Annotated in this window: 20 protein-coding genes and 1 pseudogene; 12 read left to right on the plus strand and 9 right to left on the minus strand. The window is 75.4% G+C overall.

From position 1 onward, the window contains the following. Window positions 1-46: 46 nt before the first annotated feature. On the minus strand, window positions 47-5,176 hold the full coding sequence (locus ACN9MS_RS19770) for a glycoside hydrolase domain-containing protein (protein WP_426310082.1): 5,130 nt from the start codon (window positions 5,174-5,176) through the stop codon (window positions 47-49). A 270-nt stretch (window positions 5,177-5,446) separates the two neighbouring features. Here ACN9MS_RS19770 and ACN9MS_RS19775 point away from each other — a divergent pair, with 270 nt between their 5' ends. From ACN9MS_RS19775 to ACN9MS_RS19790, 4 genes are all read left to right on the plus strand, one after another. After that, window positions 5,447-6,343 carry a DUF4397 domain-containing protein gene (locus tag ACN9MS_RS19775; RefSeq protein WP_426310083.1) on the plus strand — a complete coding sequence of 299 codons (897 nt, stop codon included), beginning with the start codon at window positions 5,447-5,449 and terminating at the stop codon, window positions 6,341-6,343. Further along, a complete protein-coding gene (locus tag ACN9MS_RS19780; RefSeq protein ID WP_426310085.1) occupies window positions 6,340-7,062 on the plus strand; it encodes a class F sortase in 723 nt (240 codons plus the stop codon). The genes ACN9MS_RS19775 and ACN9MS_RS19780 overlap by 4 nt, the downstream gene beginning before the upstream one ends. A 130-nt stretch (window positions 7,063-7,192) precedes the next feature. After that, window positions 7,193-7,765, plus strand: a complete 573-nt coding sequence (locus tag ACN9MS_RS19785) for an RNA polymerase sigma factor (protein ID WP_426310086.1) — start codon at window positions 7,193-7,195, stop codon at window positions 7,763-7,765. Next, the gene (locus tag ACN9MS_RS19790) at window positions 7,749-8,513 is read left to right on the plus strand and encodes an anti-sigma factor domain-containing protein (RefSeq protein ID WP_426310087.1); all 765 of its coding nucleotides are present in this window, start codon (window positions 7,749-7,751) and stop codon (window positions 8,511-8,513) included. The genes ACN9MS_RS19785 and ACN9MS_RS19790 overlap by 17 nt, the downstream gene beginning before the upstream one ends. A 23-nt stretch (window positions 8,514-8,536) precedes the next feature. On the opposite strand, the gene ACN9MS_RS19795 is transcribed toward ACN9MS_RS19790, so the two are convergent. Next, entirely contained in the window at window positions 8,537-9,115 is a 579-nt protein-coding gene (locus ACN9MS_RS19795; protein WP_426310088.1) for a dihydrofolate reductase family protein, read from the minus strand. Window positions 9,116-9,191: 76 nt separating this feature from the next. On the opposite strand from ACN9MS_RS19795, the gene ACN9MS_RS19800 reads away from it, so the two are divergent. Beyond that, a complete protein-coding gene (locus ACN9MS_RS19800; protein ID WP_426310089.1) occupies window positions 9,192-9,764 on the plus strand; it encodes a TetR/AcrR family transcriptional regulator in 573 nt (190 codons plus the stop codon). Between the two features lie 36 nt (window positions 9,765-9,800). On the opposite strand, the gene ACN9MS_RS19805 is transcribed toward ACN9MS_RS19800, so the two are convergent. Next, window positions 9,801-11,747 carry a BTAD domain-containing putative transcriptional regulator gene (locus tag ACN9MS_RS19805; protein WP_426310090.1) on the minus strand — a complete coding sequence of 649 codons (1,947 nt, stop codon included), beginning with the start codon at window positions 11,745-11,747 and terminating at the stop codon, window positions 9,801-9,803. 167 nt (window positions 11,748-11,914) lie between these two features. Between ACN9MS_RS19805 and ACN9MS_RS19810 the strand changes: the two genes are divergently transcribed. Then, the gene (locus tag ACN9MS_RS19810; protein ID WP_426310091.1) at window positions 11,915-12,787 is read left to right on the plus strand and encodes an alpha/beta hydrolase; all 873 of its coding nucleotides are present in this window, start codon (window positions 11,915-11,917) and stop codon (window positions 12,785-12,787) included. Between the two features lie 36 nt (window positions 12,788-12,823). Here the strand turns inward: ACN9MS_RS19810 and ACN9MS_RS19815 are convergent, their stop codons facing one another. Together ACN9MS_RS19815 and ACN9MS_RS19820 are read right to left on the minus strand one after the other, a co-directional pair. Continuing rightward, window positions 12,824-13,588, minus strand: a complete 765-nt coding sequence (locus ACN9MS_RS19815) for an SAM-dependent methyltransferase (protein WP_426310092.1) — start codon at window positions 13,586-13,588, stop codon at window positions 12,824-12,826. 32 nt (window positions 13,589-13,620) lie between these two features. Continuing rightward, window positions 13,621-14,145, minus strand: coding sequence for a carboxymuconolactone decarboxylase family protein (locus tag ACN9MS_RS19820; RefSeq protein ID WP_426310093.1), 525 nt, complete (start codon window positions 14,143-14,145; stop codon window positions 13,621-13,623). Between ACN9MS_RS19820 and ACN9MS_RS19825 the strand changes: the two are divergent. Continuing rightward, window positions 14,144-14,386 (plus strand): annotated as a pseudogene (locus tag ACN9MS_RS19825) (GntR family transcriptional regulator); the annotation flags it as partial. The gene ACN9MS_RS19820 and the pseudogene ACN9MS_RS19825 overlap by 2 nt on opposite strands. A 148-nt stretch (window positions 14,387-14,534) precedes the next feature. Beyond that, a complete protein-coding gene (locus ACN9MS_RS19830; protein WP_426310094.1) occupies window positions 14,535-15,737 on the plus strand; it encodes a PLP-dependent aminotransferase family protein in 1,203 nt (400 codons plus the stop codon). Here ACN9MS_RS19830 and ACN9MS_RS19835 read toward each other — a convergent pair. Beyond that, the gene (locus ACN9MS_RS19835) at window positions 15,652-16,317 is read right to left on the minus strand and encodes a flavin reductase family protein (protein WP_426310095.1); all 666 of its coding nucleotides are present in this window, start codon (window positions 16,315-16,317) and stop codon (window positions 15,652-15,654) included. The two genes, ACN9MS_RS19830 and ACN9MS_RS19835, sit on opposite strands and share 86 nt — an antisense overlap. 76 nt (window positions 16,318-16,393) lie before the next feature. Continuing rightward, window positions 16,394-17,023, minus strand: a complete 630-nt coding sequence (locus ACN9MS_RS19840; RefSeq protein WP_426310096.1) for a PAS and ANTAR domain-containing protein — start codon at window positions 17,021-17,023, stop codon at window positions 16,394-16,396. Between the two features lie 198 nt (window positions 17,024-17,221). On the opposite strand from ACN9MS_RS19840, the gene ACN9MS_RS19845 reads away from it, so the two are divergent. Continuing rightward, the gene (locus tag ACN9MS_RS19845) at window positions 17,222-17,929 is read left to right on the plus strand and encodes an ANTAR domain-containing protein (RefSeq protein ID WP_426310097.1); all 708 of its coding nucleotides are present in this window, start codon (window positions 17,222-17,224) and stop codon (window positions 17,927-17,929) included. A gap of 93 nt (window positions 17,930-18,022) precedes the next feature. Next, window positions 18,023-19,039: a zinc-binding dehydrogenase gene (locus ACN9MS_RS19850; protein WP_426310098.1), complete on the plus strand. Its 1,017-nt coding sequence runs from the start codon at window positions 18,023-18,025 to the stop codon at window positions 19,037-19,039. Between the two features lie 27 nt (window positions 19,040-19,066). On the opposite strand, the gene catA is transcribed toward ACN9MS_RS19850, so the two are convergent. Together catA and ACN9MS_RS19860 are read right to left on the minus strand one after the other, a co-directional pair. Next, window positions 19,067-19,720, minus strand: a complete 654-nt coding sequence (gene catA, locus ACN9MS_RS19855) for a type A chloramphenicol O-acetyltransferase (protein WP_426310099.1) — start codon at window positions 19,718-19,720, stop codon at window positions 19,067-19,069. A 147-nt stretch (window positions 19,721-19,867) separates the two neighbouring features. Beyond that, a complete protein-coding gene (locus ACN9MS_RS19860; RefSeq protein ID WP_426310100.1) occupies window positions 19,868-22,030 on the minus strand; it encodes a hypothetical protein in 2,163 nt (720 codons plus the stop codon). Window positions 22,031-22,198: 168 nt separating this feature from the next. On the opposite strand from ACN9MS_RS19860, the gene ACN9MS_RS19865 reads away from it, so the two are divergent. Together ACN9MS_RS19865 and ACN9MS_RS19870 are read left to right on the plus strand one after the other, a co-directional pair. Beyond that, entirely contained in the window at window positions 22,199-23,308 is a 1,110-nt protein-coding gene (locus ACN9MS_RS19865; protein WP_426310101.1) for a sensor histidine kinase, read from the plus strand. Further along, window positions 23,305-23,958 carry a response regulator gene (locus ACN9MS_RS19870; RefSeq protein WP_426310102.1) on the plus strand — a complete coding sequence of 218 codons (654 nt, stop codon included), beginning with the start codon at window positions 23,305-23,307 and terminating at the stop codon, window positions 23,956-23,958. The genes ACN9MS_RS19865 and ACN9MS_RS19870 overlap by 4 nt, the downstream gene beginning before the upstream one ends. Window positions 23,959-24,001: the final 43 nt, after the last annotated feature.

Below are 24,001 nucleotides of genomic sequence, written 5' to 3' on the forward strand. Positions count from 1 at the left end.
CCCGCGCCACGGCGCGAGGCCGTGGCGCGGGCACGTCGGGTGCGGGTCAGCAGGTCGGGACGGTGACCGTCTGCTCGACCGTCTGCTCGCCGTCCGCGCCGGTGGCGGTCACGGTGACCACGAGGTCACCGGTGACGCCGCGCGCCGCGAACGACTGGTAGGCGTTCGCCCCGGGCGCGAGGTCCGTGAACGTCTTGGCTCCGAGCGCCGAGGCGAGCTCGACGTCCACCGCGGCGTCGGAGACGTTCACCGCGCGGACCGCGACGTACGGCTTGCCGGCGAGGCAGCGCGGGCTGAGCGTGACCTCGACGAGCTCGACGTCGGCCGGCTCCTCCAGGGCGTCGATCGCACCCTGGAGCGCGAGGCGCGCGTCGCGCAGCGTCTCGTCCGACGCCGCGGCGTCGTCCCGGGTCTCGGTCGCCGCAGCGAGCGCCGTACGGAACGCCTGCCACGACTCGGGGCTGTACCCCTCGTCGGTCAGGGCCTCCGCGCTCGTCACGAGATTCTCGAGACGACGACGCTCGGCGGGTACGAGCTGGTCGGTCGCCAGCCCGAGGCGCCGCGCCCGCTCGTCGACCTGCGCTTGGGTGGCGCCGTCGGTGCCGAGCAGCGTGCGCGCAGCCGCGAGCTCGCGCGAGAAGACGCCCGCGTCGATCCGGCCGTACCGCTCGATCTCCGCCTCGAACGCCTCGGCGTCCTCGACGGACGCGGCGAGCGCGGCGGTGTCGGTCGTCGGTGCCTCGACGTCGTACGCGTCGGTGAAGAACCGCATGCTGTCGAGGTTCGCCACGTACGGGTGGTCGGCGTACGCCTCGGTCGACAGGCGCACCCACACCTGGTGCTTGCCGCGCACCGTGCTGGGCAGGTCGACGACGGCGGTCCCGTCCGTGGTCCAGCTCGACCCGGTGCTCGCCAGCGGGACGCTGACGAACGGCTCGCCCGGGTTCGCCGGGTCGAACGCGTCGAGGTACACCGACAGCGCGGAGTTCCGCCCGGACCGGTTGGAGTTGTGGACGTAGTGGACGGAGAGCTGGTCGAGCGCGGCGGAGCCGAGGTCGATCTCGCCGTACGCGAGCCAGTCGCCGTCCGCGGTGCCGCCGACGTTCGTCACCGGCCCGCTCGTCCACGTCGAGGACTCGTTCTTCAGCCCGCGGCCGGAGTTCGACGTCCAGGCCTCGGACTCGACGACGACCGACGTCGGGCCGCCCGGTGCGAACGTCAGGCTGTCGAGGTTCGCGACGAACGGGTGGTCGGCGTAGGCCTCGGTCGACAGGCGCACGAAGACCTCGTGCGCACCCTGCACCGTCTCCGGAAGGACGACGGTCGCCGTCCCGGCCGCGGTCCAACTGGGCCCCGTCGTCGGCAGCGGCACGGTGACGAACGGCTCGCCCGGGTTCGCCGGGTCGAACGCGTCGAGGTACACCGACAGCGCCGAGTTCCGTCCGGACCGGTTCGAGTTGTGCACGTAGTGGACCGACAGCTCGCCGAGCGGGAGCTCGCCGAGGTCGACCTCGCCGTACGCGATCCAGTCGCCGTCCGCGGTGCCGCCGACGTTCGTCACCGGCCCGCTCGTCCACGTCGAGGACTCCTTCTTCAGCCCGCGACCGGAGTTCGCGGTCCAGTCCTCGGCCTCGACGGTCACCGTCGGGGACTCGCCCGGCTGGCCCGGGGTCGCCGGGTCCTCGGCGCTGAACCGGAACCAGTCGAAGTTGCCGACCCAGCTCCGGCCCGAGGGCGCGAGGAGCTCGAACGTGACGGCCTTCGCGTCGACGAGCGCCTGCACGTCGCCGAGCTCCGCCGTCACCTCGGCGTACTTGCCCCAGCCGCTCGTGCCCTTCAGGTCGACGGTCGCGACCACGGGGCCGGCCACGTCGCCGGCGTGCACGCGCACGGTGCTCGGCGTGTCCGTCGGGGCGAAGCTCGTGTCGTACCGGACCGTGAGGAAGCGCGGCGGGGTGTCCCCGTCGGCGGTCTCGAAGGTCATGTCGCGGTACTGCACCCACGACCCGGAGCGCACGCCGCCGAGGTTGCCGGACGAGCTGTTCGCCTCGTTCTTCAGCTCGCCGCCCGACCACGCCTCGGACTGCTCGGCCTCGAGCGTGCGGTAGCCGCCGCCCGTGAGGTCGAGCGCGTCGATCGCCGCGCCGAGCCGGTCGGCCGCGAACCGCAGCGCGATGCTCGTCGCGGCCTCGTCGGCGAGCGCCTCCTGCGCCTTCGTCAGCGCGGTGGAGAACCGGTCGAACGTCACCGAGGAGTAGTTCCCGTGCCGCACGAGCACGGCGTCGTCGACGAGCCCGGCGAGCGCGTCGCGCTCGGCAGACGCCACGGACAGGCGCAGCGGGGAGAGCACCGAGACGCCCTGGCCGCGCAGCGACGACGCCGTGACGCCGTCGGCCAGCGCGCCGTCGCCCAGGTGGACGTAGAAGCGCGCGTCGGCGGACGCCGTCCCCGTCAGGGAGACGGTGAGCGCGGTCGGGGACGCGACCGTCACGGCCGCCGTGACGCCGTCGGGCAGCCCGACGACGCTCGCGGCCCCGCTCGCGACGAGGTCCGTCCCGGCGGACGCGGCGAACCGCGCGCCGTCGAGCGTGAGCGTCACGGTCGCGTCGAGCGCGCCGCCGTCACCCGTCTGCACGGTCGTCGGGTCGGCGCTGACGCGCGGGCCCGCGGCGGGCTCGTCGGTGGCGGTGCTCATCGAGAACGCGGGCTCGGTGTCCGTGCCCCAGTCGCTCGGCTGCTCGCCCATGCGGAACGCGAGGTCCGCACCCCCGATCACGGTCTGGTAGTCGACCCACGTGTTGCCGAACGCCGCGCCGTCGAGCGTCGCCGACTGGACGTAGAACGCGTCCTCGGAGACGCCGTCGGCCGTCACCGTGAAGGCGCCGCCGTCGTCGTAGGTGATGGTCGTGGAGTCGAAGAACGGCGACCCGATCTGGAACTCGGACGACCCGGCGGTCACCGGGAACAGCCCGACGGCCGCGGCGACGAACATCGTCGACATCGTGCCGGCGTCGTTGTCCATCGTGGGGAGCATGCCGCGCGGGTCGAGCTGGTAGACCTTCGTCTTCACCGGGGGCGTGAACTCGCCGCCGCCGCTCGGGACCGCGCTGGAGGAGCCGGTCGCGATGTACCGGTTCCAGGTCTCCTTCGTGTAGATCGCGCGCGTCCACTTCTGGGTGAGGCTCGGCTCGCCCGTGTAGTTGAAGAGGTACGGCGCCTGGAGGTCGATCTCGTTGGCGTTCGAGTGGAGCATGGCCTTGCCGTCGTCGGGCGCGTGCTCGCCGAACATGTGGCGCATCGCGAGGCGCGCCGCCTCGGTGCCGCCCATCGCCTCGACGAGCGCGTCCATGTCGTACGCGTCGTACCAGTGGTACTGCCAGAGCGTGCCCTGGTAGAGGCTCGCGGCCTCGAACTTCGCGTAGTCGGCGGTCTGCCACGAGCCGTCGGCGGCGCGCGGGGTGAGCAGGCCGACCTGCGTGCCGTCGGCCGCGGTCCACGCGCCCGGCTTGGTGAGCTTCTCGATCGGCCACGACGCCTGCTCCCGCATCGTCTGCGCCTCGTCCTTCATGCCCAGCTCGTCCGCGATCACCGACAGGCCGTACTGGTCGTAGCCGCGCTGCACGGACGCGCCGGGGTTGCCCGCCACGTAGCCGCGCTGGAGCTCGTCCGCGCTGTACTGCCCCACGAGGCGCTTCAGCGCCGGGTACGCCTCGTCGAGGCGGTCGAACCCGTCGAAGCCCTTGGCGATCGCGTCCGCGACCACCACGGACGAGCGCTCCCAGCGGACCGTCGGGACCGAGTGCACGAACCCGCCGAGGCCGCTGCCCGTGCCGGTCGCCTCGGCGTCGGCGAACAGGTAGACGAGCGACTGCACCATGTCGCGGTACAGCGCAGGGTCGATGTAGGCGATGACGGAGAACTTGCGGAAGTCGTCCCACGTGGCCCACGAGTCGTAGTACGTGAAGCCCTGCGCGGCGTGCACCGCGCCGTCGACGCCGCGGTACGTGCCCGACGTGCTCGTCGCGTTCATCGGCATCGCGAACATGCGGTACAGGTGCGTGTAGAAGAGCTTCTGGAGCTCACCGGTCGGGTCGGTCGCCGTCGACGCGTCGATAGCGACCCGCCCGAGCGTCGCGTTCCACTCGGCGCGCGTGCGGTCACGGATCTCGTCGAACGACAGCTCGCCGAGCTCGACCTGCTGGTCGACCCGCGCCTGCTCGACGCTCACCGGCGACAGCGTGACCTGCAGGCCGACGTTCCCCGCGTCGGCCGGGTCGAACGTGAGGATCGCGCCGGTGTCGACGCCGTCCTGGGCCGTGGCGTCGACGAGCTTGTCGTCGTCGCCCCAGGTCTGCACCGTCGCGGGCTGGAGCGTGCGCGCGGTGTAGTACAGCGTGTACGCGGCGTTGTAGAAGTAGCCCGTGACCTGCCCGGACAGCTCCACGGTGCCGTCCGCCCGCGTCTCGACGTCCACCGACGACGACCGGCGGCTCGTGTTGTTGGTCTCGAGGTCGACGACGAGGCTCGGCGTCGAGCCCTCGGGGAACGCGTAGCGGTGCACGCCCGAGCGCGTGGTCGCCGCGACCTCGGCCTCGATCGTGCCCGGCGCGGCGGCGATGGCGCCGTCCTTGCCCGCGGTGTTGCCGAGCCCGACGGAGTAGAAGCCCGGGCCGGCCTGCTCGTCGTCGTGCGAGAAGGTGTGCGCGTACGTGCCCGTGCCCGGCCGTGCGGTGTACGACCCGGACGTCGGGACCACGAGGATGTCACCGCCGCCGCCGGAGCCCCCCACCCCGTCGAGGTTGGTGTGCGTGAAGCCCGAGATCTTCGACTGCGCGTAGTCGTAGCCGGTGTTGTTGCGGCCCGGCGTCGTGCGCGGGTTCACCTTGGCCAGGCCGTTGGGCGCCTGGGCGGCCGGCATGTCGTTGCCGTAGTCGCCCTCGGTGCCGACGAACACGTCGACGAGCGACGCGAGGTCGCTCTCGGCGGCGTTCGCCGCGGGGGCCGCGACGGCCGCGGCCGGCGGCAGGACGCCGACGGCGAGCGCCGCGGCGAGAGCCCCGGCGAGGGCTCCGCCGAGCCGGCTGCGGCGGCCTCGTCGGGGGTGGGGGTCGGACGTCGGGCTGGCCCCGCGTCGTCCGACAGCGCTGTCAAGACGCGCGGCAGATGGTCTGGCCACGAAAGCTCTCCTTGGGGGGTCGTGCCGAGGCTGCTCCGCCTCGCCGCGCCCACGGTACGTGCCGGACCGGGCCGCCTCAAGACCCCGTCCGCGAAGTTCACCTGCCCGACGGGCACGGTTCCTTGCCCCGACACCGGTCTGTCGCGCGCTCCGCGGCCGTCCGAGAGCTCGCGTCGAGACGCTGCATCCGTTCGGGCCTCCGCACCGGAAGAGGGGGTGTCAACAGCCCGAGCGCCCGGTCCCGACCGGGCCGACCACCGGAGGACACCCATGCACCGCACCGCACGACGCAGCGCCGCGCTCGCGGGCGCAGCCACCCTCGTCGCCACCCTCGCCGGGACGGGAGCTCTCGCGCTGCCCGCCCACGCCGCCACCGCCGACGGCGCCTCCCTCTCCGTGCTGCACGGCGTGCCCGACACCCCCGTCGACGTCTGGGTGAACGACGAGCTCACGCTCGACGACTTCCAGCCGGGCGACCTCGCCGGCCCGCTCGACCTCCCGGCCGGGTCGTACAGCGTCGCGATCACCGCGCCGGACGCGACCGACACGAGCTCGCCGGTCATCGGCCCGGTCGACCTCGACCTCGCCGCCGGCACGAGCTACACGGCCGTCGCGCACCTCGACGCGGGTGGCGCGCCGACCGCGACGCTCTTCACCAACTCGACCGAGCCGACGGCGGCCGGCCAGGGCCGCCTGACTGTCCGCCACGTCGCGGCGGCGCCCGCGGTCGACGTGCTCGCGGGCGGCACCGCGGTCGTCACGGGCCTCGAGAACCCGAAGGAGGCCGTGCTCGACCTCCCGGCCGGCACGGTGTCGGCGACGATCGCCGCCGCCGGCACGACCGACCCGGTGCTCGGGCCGGCCGACCTCACGGTCGCCGAGGGCGTCAACACGATCGCCTACGCGTGGGGCAGCCTCGAGGCGGGCAACCTCGCGCTGGCCACGCAGACGGTCGAGGGGCTCCACTCGTCGCCGTCCGGCGTGCCCGCGGGCCTCTCCGGCCTCGCTGCCGAGGCACCGAGCAGCACCGCCACGGGCGTCGCGATCGCGTTCGGCGCGTCCCTGTTCGGGCTGCTCCTCTTCGCGGCGGTCGTCATGCTCGCGCGCGCATGGCGCGAGCAGCACGCGCAGGCCACGCACCCCGTCCGGAGCGACCGGGACGCATGACGCAGCGCACGATCCCCGGTCCCGCGCACCCCACCCGGGGTGCGCGGGCCGGGCTCCTGACCCTCCTGGGGGCGGTGCTCGTCACCGCAGCGGTCGTCGGCGGATGCTCCCCGCCGTCCGCCGACGGGCCGGCCGACGGACTCCTCGGACCGACGGCCGACACCCCGCCCGTCCCGGTCCCCCACCGGGACGGGCCGGGGACCGCAGGAGGGACCTCGGGCCCCGCCCAGGACGTCCCCGTGCGACCGGCCCGGGACGTGCCCGACCCCGCGCCGCCCGCGCCGACGCGCGTCGTCGTCGCGGACCTCGACGTCGACCTCCCCGTCGAGCCGGCGGGCGTCGACCCCGAGGGGCGGATGGCCCTGCCGGGCAGCGGCGACGTCGCCGCGTGGTACCGGTTCGGCCCGGCACCCGCGAGCCCCGCCGGGACGACGCTCGTCGCCGCCCACGTGGACGACCCCGACGGCGTCGGGCCCTTCGCCCGGCTCGCGGAGATCACGACGGGGGCCCGCGTCGACGTCGTCGACGCGACGGGCGCCTCGTACACCTACACAGTGACGGACGTGCGGAGCGTCCCCAAGCCCGACGTCCCGCTCGACGAGCTCTTCGAACGCACGGGCGAGCGCCGCCTCGTGCTCGTGACGTGCGGGGGCGCGTGGGACCGCGACCGGCGCTCGTACTCGGACAACGTCGTCGTGACCGCGGCGCCCGCCCGGTGACGCCCCTCGCGGGCCGCCGCTCGCGGGGCGCCCCGCGAGCGTACGGCCGCCCCGGCGCTACGATCGCTGCTACCCGCTCGCCGCTGCCGCCCGTGCGGTCGGCGCCGACCCTCGAGGACCCGCCCTGAACGTGACCGAGACCGGGACGCCCGACCCGGACCTGTGGCGCCTCGGCCGCGCGTTCGCGGACGGCGACGAGAGCGCCCTCGCGGAGGCCTACCGGCGGTGGTCCGCGCTCGTGCACACCCTGGCCCTGCGGTCGCTCGGCACGCGCGCCGACGCGGAGGACGTGACCCAGCAGGTGTTCGTCGCGGCGTGGCGCGGGAGGTCTCGGTTCGACCCCGACCGGGCCCGGCTGCCCGCGTGGCTCGTCGGGATCACGCGGCACACCGTCGCCGACGCGCACGAGGCCCGCGCCCGGGTGCGCCGCTCCGAGCAGGCGGCCGCCACGGAACCCCGGCCCGCCGTGGACGAGGACGCCGACGTCGGACGCGTCGCCGACCGCGTGCTCCTCTCCGAGGAGCTGCGGCGGCTCGGCGATCCCGGCCGGACGATCCTCGAGCTCGCGTTCTTCCGCGACCTGACGCACGTGCAGATCGCCGAGGAGCTCGGACTCCCGCTGGGTACGGTCAAGAGCCACGTACGGCGGAGCCTGATCCGGCTGCGCGACCGATTGGAGGTGGACGGTGCAGCACATCGATGACGAGACCCTCGCGCTCCTCGCGCTCGGCGAGGACGTGCTCGGCGACGACGCGCGCGCGCACCTCGCCTCCTGCGCGGAGTGCGCCGACGCCGCCGCCCGGCTCGCACGCGTGGCCGACGCGTTCGACGGCGCCGACGCGCCCGACGAGCTCGTCGAGCCGTCCCCGACGGTGTGGTCCGCGATCCGTGCCGAGCTCGACCTGCCCGCGGCGAGCACGGACCTCGACCAGCCCGCCGCCGGCACGCCGTCCCGGGCCGACGCGCCGGACGGCGAGCGTGCGGGGGCCGTCGTCGTCCCGCTCGCACCCCGGCGTCGGCGGGTCTGGGTGCCCGTCGCCGCGGCGTCCGCCGCGCTCCTCGTCGGCGTGGCCGGCGGCGTGCTGTGGGAGCGGCGCGAGGCCGAGCCGCCGGAGACGACGGTGGCCAGCGCGACGCTCGACGCGCTGCCCGACTGGGAGGGGGCGACCGGCGACGCGCGCGTCGAGGAGCAGCCCGACGGGCGGCGACAGGTCGTCGTGACGGTCGACGCCCCGGTGCCCGAGGGCACCTACCGCGAGGTGTGGCTCCTCGCCGAGGACCTCAGCGGCCTCGTGAGCCTCGGTGTGCTCGACGGCGCGGAGGGCCGGTTCGACCTGCCCGACGGCCTGGACCTCACGCAGTTCCCCGTGGTCGACGTCTCCGAGGAGCACTTCGACGGCGACCCCGCGCACTCGGGCGACTCCGTCGTGCGGGGACCGCTGGACGTCTAGCCGCTCGCGACCGCGCCGGGGCTTCACGCCCGCGCGTACTCCGCGAACGTCACGCCGGAACGGAAGGTCTGCGTGCTCGTCGACCGCCAGGGCAGGGGCGCGTAGGTGCGCTCGCCGAACAGCGGGATACCGGCGCCGAGCAGCACCGGGTTGACCTTGAGCGCGAGCCGGTCGATCTCGTCGACGAGCACCGCGGCCAGCGCGCCCCCGCCGCACAGCCAGATGCCCTTGCCGTTCTCCTGCTTCAGCGACCGCACCGTCTCGACCGGGTCGGCGTCCGTGAACTCCACCCCCTCGCTTCCCTCCGGCGCCTCGTGCGTCCGGGTGAACACGACCTGCCGCAGGTGGCGGTAGGGGTTCGGCAGGTGGTGGTCGGGGAGCCCGACGGCGTAGGTGTTCCACCCCATGAGGACCGTGTCGAAGGGGCCGTCGTCGACGGAGAACCCGACGGCCTCGGCCAGGTCGGTCGGCGCCGTCCCGCGGTACCGGTCCCAGATCGGCTCCATGTGGTCGCCCTCGGCGAGGAACGCGTCGAACTCGCCGCCCGGACCGGCGATGTACCCGTCCAGGCTGACGGCGACGTAGTAGGTCAGCTCTCGCATCATCTCTCCAACTACTACAGGTGAAGTGGTCGGGATCAGACTACAACAGGTGCAGTGGTTGCGATAGCCTCGGCGCATGGCCAAGAACTCCACGCGCCGGAGCGCGCTGGCGGACGCGGGGATCGCCGTGCTCGCGCGCGAGGGGTCGCGCGGTCTGACCCATCGCGCGGTCGACGACGAGGCGGGCGTCCCGATGGGCACGACCTCGAACTACTTCCGGAGCCGGGACGCCCTCGTCGCGGGGCTCTTCGAGCGCATCGGCGAACGCCTCGCGCCCACACCGGAGGACCTGGAGCGACGCGCCGCCCAGAAGCCCGACCGTGCGCTCTTCGCGGACTACCTCCGTGACATCGTGCGCCGGCTGACGGCCGACGCCGACGTCACGCGCGCCCTGCTCGAGCTGCGGCTCGAGTCCGGCCGCCGTGCCGAGCTCGCGGCCCTGCTCGGGCCGTGGCTGCGCGCGGGGTTCGAGGCCGACGTCGAGTTCAACCGGTCGGCCGGCCTGCCCGGAGGGCCACGCGAGATCGCCCTGTTCCACTACGCCGTCGACGGGCTCCTGCTCGATCGGCTGACCACACCGGTCGACCCCGACGTCGCGACCGACGACGTCATCGACGCGCTCGTGGCGGGGTTGCTCCCCGAACGTTGAGCCGCCTCGTCACCCCGTCCGGGGGTAGGACCCGCGCTACGCGCGGCGACCGTCGAGTCGGCCGAGCCACGTCCGGACCGAACCTGCGGACACGAGGCCCGAGCCCGCCCCGGCGAGCTCGTCCGGCACGCGCGCGAGCGCGTGCCGGGCACGCCGTGCGAGGCCCGCGTCCCCGAGCCGGACGGCGGTCTCCGCGACGAGCGCCCACCGCAGCTCGCGCAGGTGGTCGGCCGGGGGCTCCGGGACCGCGCGGGCGAGGTCGGCGGCGCCGGGACGGTCGCCCGTGTCGAGCGCGAGCAGCGGCGCGACCCACGGCGTGTACGGCCCCGGGTCGCCGAGCCCGGCGAGCGGGCGGCCGTGGCGGAGCCGCACCGTGAGCAGCGCGAGCGGGAGCAGCCCGTCGCGCACGCCCGGCATGCGCACCCCCGCCAGCAGGTCGTCGGCGGCCCGGTACGCGCGCGCCGCGGCGTCGGGCGGCGCGGTCTCCGCGTCGCGCATCGCCCGGTACCAGGCTGTCAGCATGGGGACCACGGGCGACTCGTACCCGGCCGCCACGTCCTCCGCCGCGGCGGCGTGGGCGTCGGCGTCGCCGAACCGCCCGGCCCCCGCGGCGGCCTGCATCCGGACGAGGTGCCCGAGGATCGCGAACGTCGGCAGGTCGTGAGCCTCCGCCAGCGCGACGAGCTCCGCGCCGGTCCGGTCCCGCTCAGCGCCCGCGCCCGACCCCTGGAACGACTGGAGGAACCGCGCGTTGAGCGCCAGCGCGAGCGTGCCCGGGTCGCCGACGTCGCGCGCGATCCCCACGGCGTCCTCCGCCGCGGCCCACGCCCACGCGTCGCGCGTCCCCCGGTGCTCGATCCCGACGACGGCGAGCAGCCGCGCCCGCAGGACCGGCGCCGCGTCGGGGCCCAGGCGGCGCAGCGTGCGCCGCGCGACGCCGACGAGCGCGTCCGCCGCTTCGGGGTCGTCGCTCCGGGTCCAGACCGCCGGGACGTCGTACCCCGTGACCGTGCGCGCGGTGAGCACCGGGTCGCCCGTCGCCTCGGCCGCGAGCGCCGCGGCGACCCGCTGCTGCTGCGCGGTCGCGAGATGGTCTCCCCCGGCGATCGCGAGCGTGCGCGCGACGTCGACGGTGGACCGCAGGTGCGTGCGCGAGGTCGGGGCCGTGACCGCGAGGCGAGGCCCCGGCGTCGGGCCGTCGAGCGACGGCGCCCGGTCGAGCACGTCGCGCTCGAGACGCACGAGCTCCGGTCCGGGGTCGAGGCCGAGCTCGTCGGCGAGCCGGCGGCGCGCCCGGCGCACGACGTCGAGCGCGTCCGCCTGCCGCCCGTCGCGGTACAGCGCGAGCGCGAGCAGCGCCCACGCGCGCTCGCGCCACGGGTGCGCGGCGGCGTGCGGGTCGAGCGCGGCGACCGACTCGCCGGGGCGCCCGTCCGCGAGCAGCGCCTCCGCGAGCCGCTCGACCGCCCGCGCGTGGACCTCGGCGAGGTGCCGCCGCTCCGCCCGCACCCACGCGCGGTCCGGCAGGTCGGCGTACGGCTCCCCGCGCCACGCCGCGACCGCGTCCCGCAGCGCACGCGTGCCCGACGGCGCGGCGGCCGGACCGGTCGTCGTGCGTCCACCGGCCGGGGCGACGGCCGACTCCAGCCGCGCCGCGTCGAGCGCGCCGTCCGGGAGCCGCAGCGCGTAGCCGCCGTGCTCGGTAACGAGCACGCGCGGCCGCGCGCGCGGTGCGCGCTCGGGTTCCAGGCGGCGGCGCAGGTCGCCGACGAACGTCGCGAGAGCGCCGCGCCGGGCACGGAGGTCGTGCTCCGTGGCGTCGTCCCACAGGTCTGCCGCGAGCCGCTCGAACGACACCGGACGACCGCGCGCGGCCGCCAGCCGTGCCAGGAGCTCGCGCTGACGGGGCCCGCCCGGGTCGACCTCCGCGCCACCGCGCAGCAGCCGGACCGGCCCGAGCACCTCGACGCGCAGCTCCACCACCCCGCCATTCTCGCTGCGCCGTGACACGGCGACGAATGCGGCGACGCGTGCGGCGACGCGGCGGCACGCGGCACTGATCGGACGCTGATCCGCCCCTTTGAGGATGGTCACGAGCCGCCCGGGCACGACCTGCGGCGGCCCGCGCCACCCCGAGAGAGGACCCACCCATGCACATCCCCGGCTTCGAGACCCGCACCGTCGAGGTCGCGCCCGGCGTCGCGCTGCGCGCCGAGACCGCGGGCGAGGGCACGCCCGTCGTCCTGCTGCACGGCTTTCCCCAGACCCGCCACATGTGGCGCCACGTCGCGGCCGACCTGGCGCGCGACCACCATGTCGTCGTGCCCGACCTGCGCGGGTACGGCGAGAGCGCCAAGCCCGCCGCGACCACGCCCGACGTCTACGCCAAGCGCACCATGGGCGCCGACGTCGTCGCGCTCGCCGACGCGCTGGACGTCGACCGGTTCGTCCTCGTCGGCCACGACCGGGGCGCGCTCGTCGCGTTCCGCGCCGCGCTCGACCACCCGGACCGCGTGAGCCACCTGGGCATCCTCGACGTGGTCCCCACGCTCGACACGTGGGGCGTGCTGCACGGGGTGGACGCCGCGGTCGCGTTCCACCTCTACCTCATGGCCCAGTCCCCGGGCCTTCCCGAGGTGATGATCCGCAGCAGCGCCGACGCGTTCTTCGGGTCCTTCCTCGACGCATGGACCCGGAACCCCGCGGCGATCCCCGACGACGTCCGCGCGCACTACCTCGCGGCGAGCCGGGACGCCGTCGACTCGATCGTCGCCGACTACCGCGCCACCGCGACGATCGACGTCGAGCACGACCAGGCGTCGCTCGACGCCGGTGACCGGCTCGCCATGCCGGTCACCGTGATGCAGCAGGACTGGGGTGCGCAGCTCGGGTACGACGCCGCGGGCGTCTGGCGCCGCTGGGCACCGGACCTGGAGCACCTCACGACGACGGCCGGGCACTTCATGGCCGAGGAGGCACCGTCCGACGTCGCGGCGGTCGTGCGGGCGCTCGGCCGGCGGTGACCTCCCCGCCGCGCGGCCCGTCCCGCGCCGGCCCGCTCAGCCGCCCGTCACGGCGGCGCGGCCCGGGTGCAGGAGCAGCGTGACGAACCCGAGCCCGCCCCGGTACCCGTGGAGCCAGCCGTCGCGGTGCTGCTCGACCGCGGCCAGCACCTCGCGCGCCTCGGGGTCCTCCGGGTGCTCGACCGCCCACCGCGCGGGCGCCCCCGTCCAGGCCCACTCGTAGTCGTCCCACTCCTCCTGCGTGCTGACGTGCCCGTGCACCGTCGCCCACCCGTGCTCCGTCACGAGGTCGACGGTGCCGGGCAGGTCGAGGTACTCGTCCGCCGACGCCCCGCCCAGGCCGTCGAGCACGGCCTGCGTCGGGGGCGCGGGCCAGAAGCAGTCGCCGAGCAGGAGGAGGCCGTCGGTCGCGAGGTGACCCCGCGCGGCGTCGAGCGTCGGGCCGAGTCCCCCGAACGCGTACGCCGCGCCCACGCTGAGCACGGCGTCGAACCGCGCGTCGCCCGCGTACTCCTGCGCGTCGCCCTGGACCAGGGTCAGCCGGTCCGCGACGCCCGCGTCGGCCGCCTGGGCGAGCGTCTGCTCGAACCCGACGTCGGACGTGTCCACCCCGACCGCGGTGAGCGCGGGGTTCAGCCGCAGCGCCCGCAGGAGCCAGGTCCCGTCGCCGCACCCGAGGTCGAGGACGGACCCCCGCGCCCCGACCGCCCGCCGGAGCAGGTCGTCGACACGCGCGTCGCTCAGCGGCGACGCGATCGGGTGGTCGGAGTGCGCGAGCCGTACGAGCGTGGTTCGTCCCATCGACGCACCGTAGGCCGGACGCGGCACGGTCGTCAGCGGGTTTTCCGCTCCGGGGCCCACGTGCGGGAGGCCACGGCGAGCGCGTTCCACGCGTTGATCGACACCAGCAGCGCGAGCACCGCGGCGGTCCCCTGCTCCCCGAGCGCGTCGAGCGCGACCCGCGCGACGTCGTCGGGCACGTGCGTCTCCGAGAGCCGTGTGACCGACTCGGTGAGCTCGAGCGCCGCGCGCTCGCGGGCCGTGAAGAAGCCCGACTCGCGCCACACCGCGACCGCCTGGAGGAGCTGCTCGTCCGCGCCCGCGCGGCGCGCGGTGCGCGTGTGCAGGTCGACGCAGTACGCGCAGCCGTTGAGCTGGGAGGCGCGCAGGCGCACGAGGTCGGCGAGGACCGGGGAGATCCCCGCGCGCTCCGCCTCGGCGACAGCCGCCTTGTCGACCGCGGCGACGGCGGCGTAGAAGTCGGGCATGAGCGCCTCGACGTCGAACCGGGCGGGGACGGCGACGGGGGTGTCGGCAGGGACGTCGGCAGGGATGGCGGTCGTGGTCGTGGTCGTCATGCCTCTCACGCTACGGAGCAGAGGCCCAGGACTACAGTGCAATGTCGTGGCAGAAACCTGGGCCAATCCGTCGCTCGTGGGTGCGCTCGACCTCCACCTCGCGCTCTCACCGACGCGGCCCGCGCGGTCGCTCCAGGACGCCCTGCGCGCGGCCGTGCTCGACGGCCGCCTCGTCACCGGCACGCGCCTGCCGGCGGCGCGCGCGCTCGCCGCGGACCTCGGCATCGCGCGGGGGACGGTCGCCGACACGTACGCCCAGGCTCGCCGCGGAGGGCTGGCTGGAGTCCCGCGTCGGCGCGGGGACGTGGGTCGCGCGCCCCGTCGTCGGCCCGACGACCGCACCCTCCTCCCCCGGTCGGCCACGCCTCCCGCTCGACCTGCGGGCGGGCGTGCCCGACCCGTCGTCCTTCCCGCGCGGCCCGTGGCTCGCCGCCGCGAGACGCGCGCTCGCCGACGCGCCGGACGCCGCGCTCGGCTACGGCGACCCGCGGGGTGCGGAGCCGCTGCGGGCCGCGCTCGCCGCCTACCTCGGCCGCGCCCGGGGGGTCCGGACAGACCCCGACCGGGTCGTGGTCACGCACGGGTTCGCCGACCTGCTCTCCCTCGTCGCCCGCGCCCTCGTGGCTGGAGGCGCCCGCCGCGCCGCCGTCGAGCAGTACGGGCACGCGGCACACCGTGCGATCCTCGCCGCGGCCGGCCTCGAGGTCGTCGCGCTCCCCGTGGACGACGCCGGTGCGGACGTCTCGGTCCTCGTCGACGGCGCGCCCGGCCGCGAGCGCCCGGTGGACGTCGTCCTGCTCACCCCGGCCCACCAGTTCCCCACGGGCGTGCCCCTGTCCCCCGCGCGCCGCGGGGCGCTCGTCGCGTGGGCCGCGCGGACGGGCGCGACGGTCGTCGAGGACGACTACGACGGCGAGCTCCGGTACGACCGCCGCGCGGTCGGTGCGCTGCAGGCGCTCGCCCCCGACCACGTCGTGTACGCGGGGACCGCGAGCAAGGCGCTGGCGCCGGGCGTCGGGCTCGCGTGGGGCGCGGTCCCGGCGAGACTCCTGGACGACGTCGTCGCGCAGCGCCGCGCGCTCGGCGGGTCGCCGGACGCGATCGGCCAGCTCACGCTCGCCCGCTTCCTCGCGGACCACGAGTACGACCGCGCGGTGCGCCGGGCGCGGGCCCGCTACCGCGCCCGGCGCGAGCGGCTCGCGGCGCTCGTCGCAGAGCACCTGCCCGGCGGCCGCCTGCTCGGCCTCTCGGCCGGGCTCCAGGCGGTGCTCGAGCTCCCGCCAGGCACGGACGAGGACGCGGTCGTCGACCGCGCCGCGCGGAGCGGCGTGGAGCTGCTCGCGCTCGGCGCCTACGCCGTCGACCCGGTGCTCCCGGCGGCGGGCGCCCCGACGGACGCGGCTCCGCTCCCCGCCCGCGCTCCGGCCGTCGTCGTCGGCTACGGCGCCCCGCGCGACCACCAGGTCGAGCAGGCGTTCGCCACCCTCCTCCGCGAGATCGGCCCGCTCAGCGGTACCAGTCCTCGTCGATCGTCGCGAGGCGCGACGGGTGCGCCTCGCGCCCGAGGCCGTAGAACCGCTGGAAGCTCATGAGGAGCGGGCGCCACCGGTCGGGGTCGACGCGGTGCTCGGTCCCGGGCATGCGGATGCTCTCGTGGACGTGGACCCGGGTCACCCGCACCTCGAACGCGACGAGCGAGCCGGCGCGGGCGCCGTCGTCGCGACCGAGCGGGTGGGCGTGCACGAGCCGCGCCTCGACCGCGACGGGGCACTGCGCGGCGCGCGGCGGCACGACCGTGTCCGAGGCGACGGGCGTCAGCCCGGCGCGGGCGAACTTGTCCGGCTCGTGGCGGTAGCCCACAGACGCCTTGCGCTCCGGGACCGGGTCCCGCCCGGTCGTCAGGGCGAGGCGGTCGACGGCGTCGACCTCGGCCGTCGAGGGCAGGTTCACCACGACCTCGCGCGTCGCACGAAGGTTGAGCGCCGTCTGCGAGCGCGCGCCGAGGCCGAGCACCGCTGTCCGGCCCAGCCAGAACACCGACGACATCGGGGCGAGGTTCACGCGGCCGTCGGCGCTCACCGTGCTGAGCAGCGCGACGGGTGTGCCGAAGTACAGGATCCCCGGGTCGATGACGACGTGCGACGGCGCGGGGCGGGTCGAGGTGCTGGTCATGGACCCAGCCTCGCCACGCGCCGCCGCGGCGTCTGGCGGGCGTCGGACGTCGCGTCCGAGCTGCCGTCGACGGCGTCTACGACAGCAGCGCGGCGACCCGGTCGACGCGGTCGGCGTCGGGCCGCGTGCCCTCCTCCACCACCTGCCGGGCGAGGTCGCGCAGGCGGACGTTGCGGTCGTTCGACACGCGCTTGAGGACCGCGAACGCCTGCTCGGGCGCGACGCCGAACGCGGCGGCCACGACGCCCTTCGCCTGCTCGATCGGGCGTCGGCTGTCGGCCGCGGCGGCGATGTCACGCTGCGCCTGCCGCCCGGCCTGCGTCCGGACGGGCCGCGTCACGTCGACGAAGTACCCGAGCAGCTCGACGACCTGTCCCGTGTCGCGGTCGCGCCTGCCCTGGCCGACGGCGACGAGGACGCGCTCCCGACCGCGGGCGTCCATGATGCGGTGCAGGGTCGAGAAGGGCGCGCCGTCGCGACGCGCGCGCTCCAGGACGTCCCGGACGCGGTCCCGGTCGTCGGGGTGCTTGTGGGCCAGCACGAGCGCCGTCGTCGGCACGACGTCGCCCGGCTCGAAGCCGTGCAGGCGATACGTCTCGGCCGACCACCACCAGGTGTCGGTCGCGAGGTCGACCCGGTACTGCCCCAGGGTCGTGTCGTCGCCGAGGGACAGCGGGTGCAGCGTTGCGTGGTCCTCCAGGGACATGGGTCGTCTCCGTCGTCGTTCAGCGGGTCGTGAGCCAGGTCCAGACTCAGACCGGGACTCTAGTCCGGCGCGGCGTTTCTGCAACCCGCCGCCTGCGCGTGCCCTGACGGGCGCAGGTCGCGTCGCCGAGCGAGCGCCCGAGGTGGTGGAAAACTGGACGAGGAGCACGAGGAGCACGAGGACCGGACGGAGGCGGACGTGGGCGCGTCGGAGCTGCTGAGCCTCCTGGCCCGCGCGCTCACCGACGCCGACGACGCCCTGTCGATGCCCGCACGCATGTGCCAGGCGTGCGCCACGGTGCTCGGCGCAGAGAGCGCCGCGCTGACCGTCGCCGCGACGGCGGACGACCGCCTCACGGTCGCCACGTCCGACGGCGTCGCGGCGCGCATCGAGGACCTCGAGGAGATGCTGGGCGAAGGGCCGGCCCAGCTGGCGCTCGTCGAGGACCGGGTCGTGGTGAGCCAGGTCGACGGGAGCCGCAGCGGCGCCGCCTTCCCCGTGTTCTCCCGCGTCGTCGGGGCGATCACGGGTACCTCGACCTACCACGCCGTCCCCATGCACGCGGGGGGCCAGGTCGTGGGGGTGCTCAGCCTCCTCACCGCCTCGGCCAGGCTCGAGCGCGAGCCGGACGACGTGCAGTTCCTGGCGGACGTCGTCGGGCTCGCGCTGCTGGCCGACCTGGACTCGCTCGACTGGTCGACACGCGCCGAGGTGCACCAGGCGACGGGCATGGTCACGGCCCAGCTCCGCGTGGCACCCCTCGACGCGCTCGCCGTGCTCCGGGCGCACGCCTTCGCCCGGTCGACGACGCTCGAGGACGTCGCCGAGGAGGTGGTCGGACGACGGTTGAGCTTCACCTACGACGCGAGCAACGCCGTCCAGACACGGCGGACGGAAGAACCCTGACGCCCTCGCCCCGGACGCGACTCCCCGCGCGGGCCGGGGCGGCCGCACGGCCGTAGGCTCGACGGCGTCCCGTCCACCCCCGAGGGAGCCACCGTGCGCGCGACCGTCATCCATGCCCCGTACGACGTCCGCGTCGAGCAGCGCGACGACCCACGCCTGCTCGCGCCCACCGACGCGATCGTGCGCGTCGAGGCGGCGTGCGTGTGCGGGTCGGACCTGTGGACGTACCGCGGCGTCAACCGGATCGAGCACCCCGTCGCGATGGGCCACGAGTACGTCGGCACCGTCGAAGAGGTGGGCGACGACGTCCGGGCCGTGCGCCCGGGGCAGCTCGTCGTGGGGTCGTTCTTCGCGTCCGACAACACGTGCCCGATCTGCCGCGCCGGCTACCAGACGTCGTGCGTCCACCGCGAGCCCGTGCGCGGCGCCCAGGCCGAGCTGCTGCGCGTCCCGCTCGCCGACGGGACGCTCGTCGCGACGCCCGAACGTCCCGACGACGACCTCCTGCCCGGGCTGCTCACCGCGTCCGACGTCCTGGGCACCGGCTGGTTCGGCGCCCGCGAGGCGCAGGCGGGACCGGGTCGGACGATCGTGGTGGTGGGCGACGGCGCCGTCGGCCTGCTGGCGGTCCTCGCCGCCGCGCAGCTCGGTGCCGAGCAGGTCATCGCCATGAGCCGGCACGCGGCCCGCCAGGAGCTCGCGCGCGCGTTCGGCGCGACCGAGGTCGTCGCGGAGCGCGGCGACGAGGGCGTCGCGCGCGTCCTGGACCTCACCGACGGGCTCGGCGCGCACGGCGTGGTCGAGGCCGTCGGCACGCCGGAGTCCGTGGCGCAGGCGCTCGGGTCGGTGCGTCCCGGCGGGCACGTCGGCGTCGTCGGGCTGCCGCACGGGGTGGAGCTCCCCGTCGTCGACATGTTCTACCGGCACGTGCACTGGTCGGGCGGCCCGGCGCCGGTCCGGCAGTACCTGCCCGAGCTGATGGACCTCGTCCTCGACCGACGCATCGACCCCGCGCGCGTGTTCGACCTCGAGCTGTCGCTCGACGACGCCGCCGAGGGCTACGCCGCGATGGACGAGCGCCGCGCGATCAAGGCTCTTCTGCGCCCCTGAAGCCAACCCCCGCGAGAGGGTCCGGCGTCAGCCGAGCCAGGACGGGTCGTCGACGAGCTCCTGGAGCTCGTTCACGAGGCGCGCGGTGTGGAACCCGTCCGCCGCGGCGTGGTGCACCTGGACCGCGAGCGGGAGGAACGTCCGCCCGTCCCGCTCGACGTACCGCCCGAGCGTGACGATCGGCGCGAGGTGCCGCCAGCCGTCACGGATCGCGAGCGTGAAGCCCGTGAACGACGCCCAGGGCAGGCTCGACACGTCGAAGGCGTTCGGCGGTGGCGCGCCCTGCGGGAAGAACGTCGTGGCGGTCCGGTGCTCGGCGAGCAGCGCCGACGCCGCCGCGTGGAACGCGTCGAAGTCCGCGTCGTAGGGCGTCCACACGGCCGAGAACGTCTCGCGCTCCGGGTTGAGCACGGTGAACGCCGGGTGCACCACCGGCCAGACCGCCGGGGCGCCCGCGTCGTCGAGGCACAGGCGGAACTCCTCGTGCCGGTTCACGACGGTCGCGAGCGCCCAGACCTGTGCGACGTACGTCTTCCGGGACGACCCGGCCAGCGCGGCCGCGAGCGCCGTCACGTCCAGCTCGACGGTCATCGCGTACGTGCACGGCGACGCGTGGAGGAAGTGCTCGAAGTGCTCGCGGCGCGGCCAGGTCTCGAGGTCGATCGGCACGGGGTGGTCCACGCCCCCAGCATCACAGCGCCGCGGGCGGCGAGCACGGCCTTTTCGGCCGCGGGAGGTCCACCGTCGCCGACCGGACCGCGCACGACGACGCCCGGTCCCGCACCGTGGGTGCGGGACCGGGCGCGCGGGCCGAGGGCCGTGCGGTCGTCAGCGCGCTTCCGTGGACCGACGGCGACGCGAGGCGAGGACGAGACCCGTGCCGGCGAGGACGATGAACGCTCCTGCGGCGAGGACGCTCGCGTCCGCGCCCGTCGTCGCGAGCGCGTCACGCTGCGCCGCGGCCTGCTCGACCTCGGCGACCGGCTGCGCGTCCGTCAGACCGAGGTTCACCGGGTCGGCCGACGCCACGGTCGTGATCACCCGGCCGGTGCCGTCGGCGTAGATCGGCGCCGTCGGCCCGGTGGGCCGACCCGGGTCGGCGGGGTCGGTCGGCTCGACCGGCTCCGTCGGGTCGGTCGGGTCGGTCGGGTCGACCGGGTCGGTCGGGTCGACCGGGTCGACCGGAGCCTCGGGCTCGTCCGCGAGCGTCACGCCGATCCAGTCCCAGGCGGTCGACGGGCTGTCCAGCTCGCCGAGACCGATGAACCAGTGCTGGAACGTCGACGGCGTCCACTCGCCCGTCTCGGGGTCGACGGTCCCCTCGCCGTGGTTGTTGTGGTCCAGGCCCGTGTAGAAGTGCGGGCTGCCCTGCTGGGTGCCCTGGGCGGAGCCCCAGAGCTGGAACTGGGGCAGGTCCGCGACGCTCATTCCGGCGGGGACCCGGACGAAGACCTTCTGGCCCGGCGTCACGCTGTCGACGACACGGCCCTGGGCGTCGACGAGGACGACCCCGGCCGGCATCGGCGCACCGCCCGCGGTGCGGAGCTCGACGTGGACGTCACCCGTGCCGCCGACGAGCGACGCGGTGAAGCCGTAGTCGGTCGAGCCGTCGGCCCGGCGCACGTAGCCGTCGGAGACGAACCCCGGCTGCGGCATGACGACGTTCGTGGTCAGGGCCTCCTCGATGAGCCATGCCGCCGTCTGCAGCGTCGCCATCCGGTCGCTGTGGTAGGCGGTGGCCCAGTCGCGGGTGTGGTCGTACCCCTCCCAGTTACCGTCCTCCGGGTACGGCATGGCCTCGAACTGCTGCAGCGCCTTCTGCGACAGCGTGACGTGGTTGTCCGCGTCCACGTCGAAGAGCAGCCCCATGACGTCGTGCCCGGTGGAGAAGTACCACACGGCGAACTGCGTCGCCTCGTAGGCGGTGTAGTCCAGCGAGCGGTTGAGGTACTGGTCCTCCCACATCTCCCGGACCTGGTCCTCCGTGTAGCTGCCCTGGTCGATGCTGCCCTGGTACCAGCTCAGGAACGTCGCCCAGGCCGTGGTCGGCGTCACGGTGACCCCGGCCCGGTCGAAGAGCCGCTGCGCGTCCGCCGCGCGGGCGGTCATGTCGTTGCCGCCCTTGTACCCGTTGACGAGGATCGTCTGCTGCGCGGACGTGTTCTCCCAGTGGATGCCCTCGGGGTCCGGGGCGACCTTCTCGTCGCCGGACCACGCGTGGTACCAGTACCCGGCGATGTCCCGGTCGTAGACCATGTGCACCGTGCCGTCGTCGTCCACGAGCGTGTGGTGGAGGATGTGCAGCTGCGGCGTCCCGCCCCAGCCGGACCAGTCCTTGCCCGACCCGCCCTCAGCAGGGTCGAGGAAGTACCAGTAGTCGCAGCCGAAGCCGTCCTGGCCGCCGTCGTGCCAGTGCGGCTCGTACTCGGCGTCGGGGTAGGCGGCCTGCGTCGCGCCGAGCAGCCCGGCCGCGGTGGTCGTGGCGAGCGTGACAGCGTCCTCCGAGGTCGAGGTCTCCTCGGCCGCCTCGACCGGGGCCTCGGACTCTGTGGCGGTCTCGGTCCCGGTCTCGGTCCCGGTCTCGGTCCCGGTCTCGGTCCCGGTCTCGCTCTCGCTCTCGCTCTCGCTCTCGCTCTCGCTCTCGGCGGCAGGCTCCGCCACCGGCTCGCCAGCCTCGGAGTCGGTCCCGGTCTCGGCAGCGGGCTCGGTGACCGGCTCCGCCGTCTCGGGGGCGGGCTCGACGGCGGCCTCCTGGGCGGCAGGGGCGACGACCGGGTCGACCGGCGCGGGAGCCTCGTCCGTCGCCGGCGCGGCGGATGCCTCGGGCGCGGGGGCCGCTACCGCCTCGGCGGGAGCGTCGGCGGCGGAGGACTCGGGGGCGGTCGCCTCGGGAGCCGGCGCCTCTGCGTCGTCCGCGAACGCGGCGAGCGGAGCGGCGAGCACGAGGGCGGCGGAGACGGCGGTCGTGGTGGCGGTGCGAAGAACCTTCATGGTGGAGCTCCTCTGTCTTCCTGGTGGGTGTTTCCCGATGACTCCACGTTCCGCCTCGGCAGGGTCCCTCCGGCACGCCCGTTCGGAGGCCATCACTACCTCCGAAAGTCGACTCCTCACGGCGGTGTCCGCCGAGCCTGCCGGTCCGCACGTGGCTAGCCTGGGCGCGTGGGGGTCCAGGTCTCGCGGGCCGACGTCCTCGTCACCGCGTCCAGCGCGCTGGCCGGGACGCTCCTCGTCGTGCTGCGCGCGGCGTCCGGGTTGGGATGGGCCCCGTCCGGGGCGGAGGCCGCCGCCCAGGTCGCCGCGGCGGCGCTCCTCCTGATCCGACGGCAGCACCCCCTCGCCGTCCTGGGCGCGTGCGTCGCGCTCTCGTTCGTCTCGCCCGCCGTGGCGACGCTCGCCGCCCTCTACACCGTGGGGGCCGAGGTCCGGTCGGTGCGCACCAGCGGGGCCGCGGTGCTCGGCGTCGTCGCCGCGACGTGGCCGGCATGGCGCGTCACGGCCGAGCCGTCGGGGCCCACCACGCTCTGGGCCGCGACGCTCATGGCACTCTTCGCGTACGTCGCCGGGCGCGCCGAGCGCTCCCGCGCCGAGGCGGACCGGCGGGCCGCGGCGAGCGCCGCGGAGGCCGCGCGCGCGGCGGAACGCGCGCGGCTCGCGCGCGAGCTGCACGACGTGGTCTCGCACCGTGTGAGCTTCGCCGTCGTCGAGGCGGAGGTGCTCGCGGCCTCCACCCACGACACCGAGGTCCGCCGCGTCGCGGACGAGATCGGCGCGAGCGGCCGGGCGGCGCTGGCCGAGATGAGGCAGGTGCTCACGGTGCTCACCGCGGACGGGGCAGAGCCCCGGGCGGGTTCCGCGTCCGGTCGGGACGAGCGCCACGACCCTCCCGACCGCACCGAGGTCGACGACCTCGCCGCAGAGGCGCGCGCCACGGGACAACCCGTCGACGTCCGGGTGTCGGCGCCGTCGTCCTCGCCGCCGGACCTGGTGGACCGGACGGTGGCGCGCGTCGTCGCGGAGGGGCTGACGAACGCCGTCCGCCACGCGCCGGGAGCGGCGACCACCGTGGACGTCTCCCCGGTCGCAGGCGGGGTCCGCGTCACGGTCGACAACGGCCTGCCCCCCGCCCCGCCGACCGGGCTCACGACGGGAGGCTTCGGTCTCACCGGGCTGCGCGAGCGCGTCGAGCTCCTGGGCGGCACGCTGGAGGCCGGACCCACGCCCCGGGGCGGCTACCGCCTGCGGGCGACGCTCCCGAGGAGGACGCCATGATCCGGGTTGTCGTCGTGGACGACGAGGCGCTCCTTCGCGCCGGGGTCGTGCGGCTGATCGGGACGGCGCCGGATCTCGAGGTGGTCGGCGAGGGCGGCGACGGTGCTCGCGCGGTCGAGCTCGTCCGGGAGCTGACCCCGGACGTCCTCCTGCTCGACATGCAGATGCCCGTCATGGACGGGCTGGACGCGCTCGTGACCGTCCACCGCGAGCACCAGGAGACGGTGGTCGTCGTCCTCACGAGCTTCCTCTCCGACGAGTACGTGCTGCCCGCCCTCCGAGCCGGTGCGGTCGGCTACCTGCTCAAGGACTCCACCCCTGAGGAGCTGCATCACGGCATCCGGGCGGCCGTCGCGGGCGACGCGATCCTCTCCCCCGCGGTCGCGCGCCACCTGCTCGCCGCCGCGGGCGAGGATCTGTCGGCCCGACGCGCCGACGCGCGACACCGGCTCGACGCGCTGGCACCTCAGGAGCGCGAGGTGGTCAGGGCGCTCGCGGACGGTCTCTCGAACGCCGAGATCGGCCGCCGGCTCTTCCTCGCGGAGTCCACGGTGAAGGCCTACCTCGCGCACGCGATGACGAAGCTCGGCACCAGCAACCGCACGCAGACCGCGATCCTCGCCCACGAGGCCGGCCGCGGCGCCTCCTGAGGACCCGCGAGGCGCGGCGCGCGCGTCCGCGTGCGGGCACCGG

The sequence above is a fragment of the Cellulosimicrobium sp. E-16 genome (assembly GCF_049913115.1).
In the GTDB taxonomy this organism is placed as follows: domain Bacteria; phylum Actinomycetota; class Actinomycetes; order Actinomycetales; family Cellulomonadaceae; genus Cellulosimicrobium.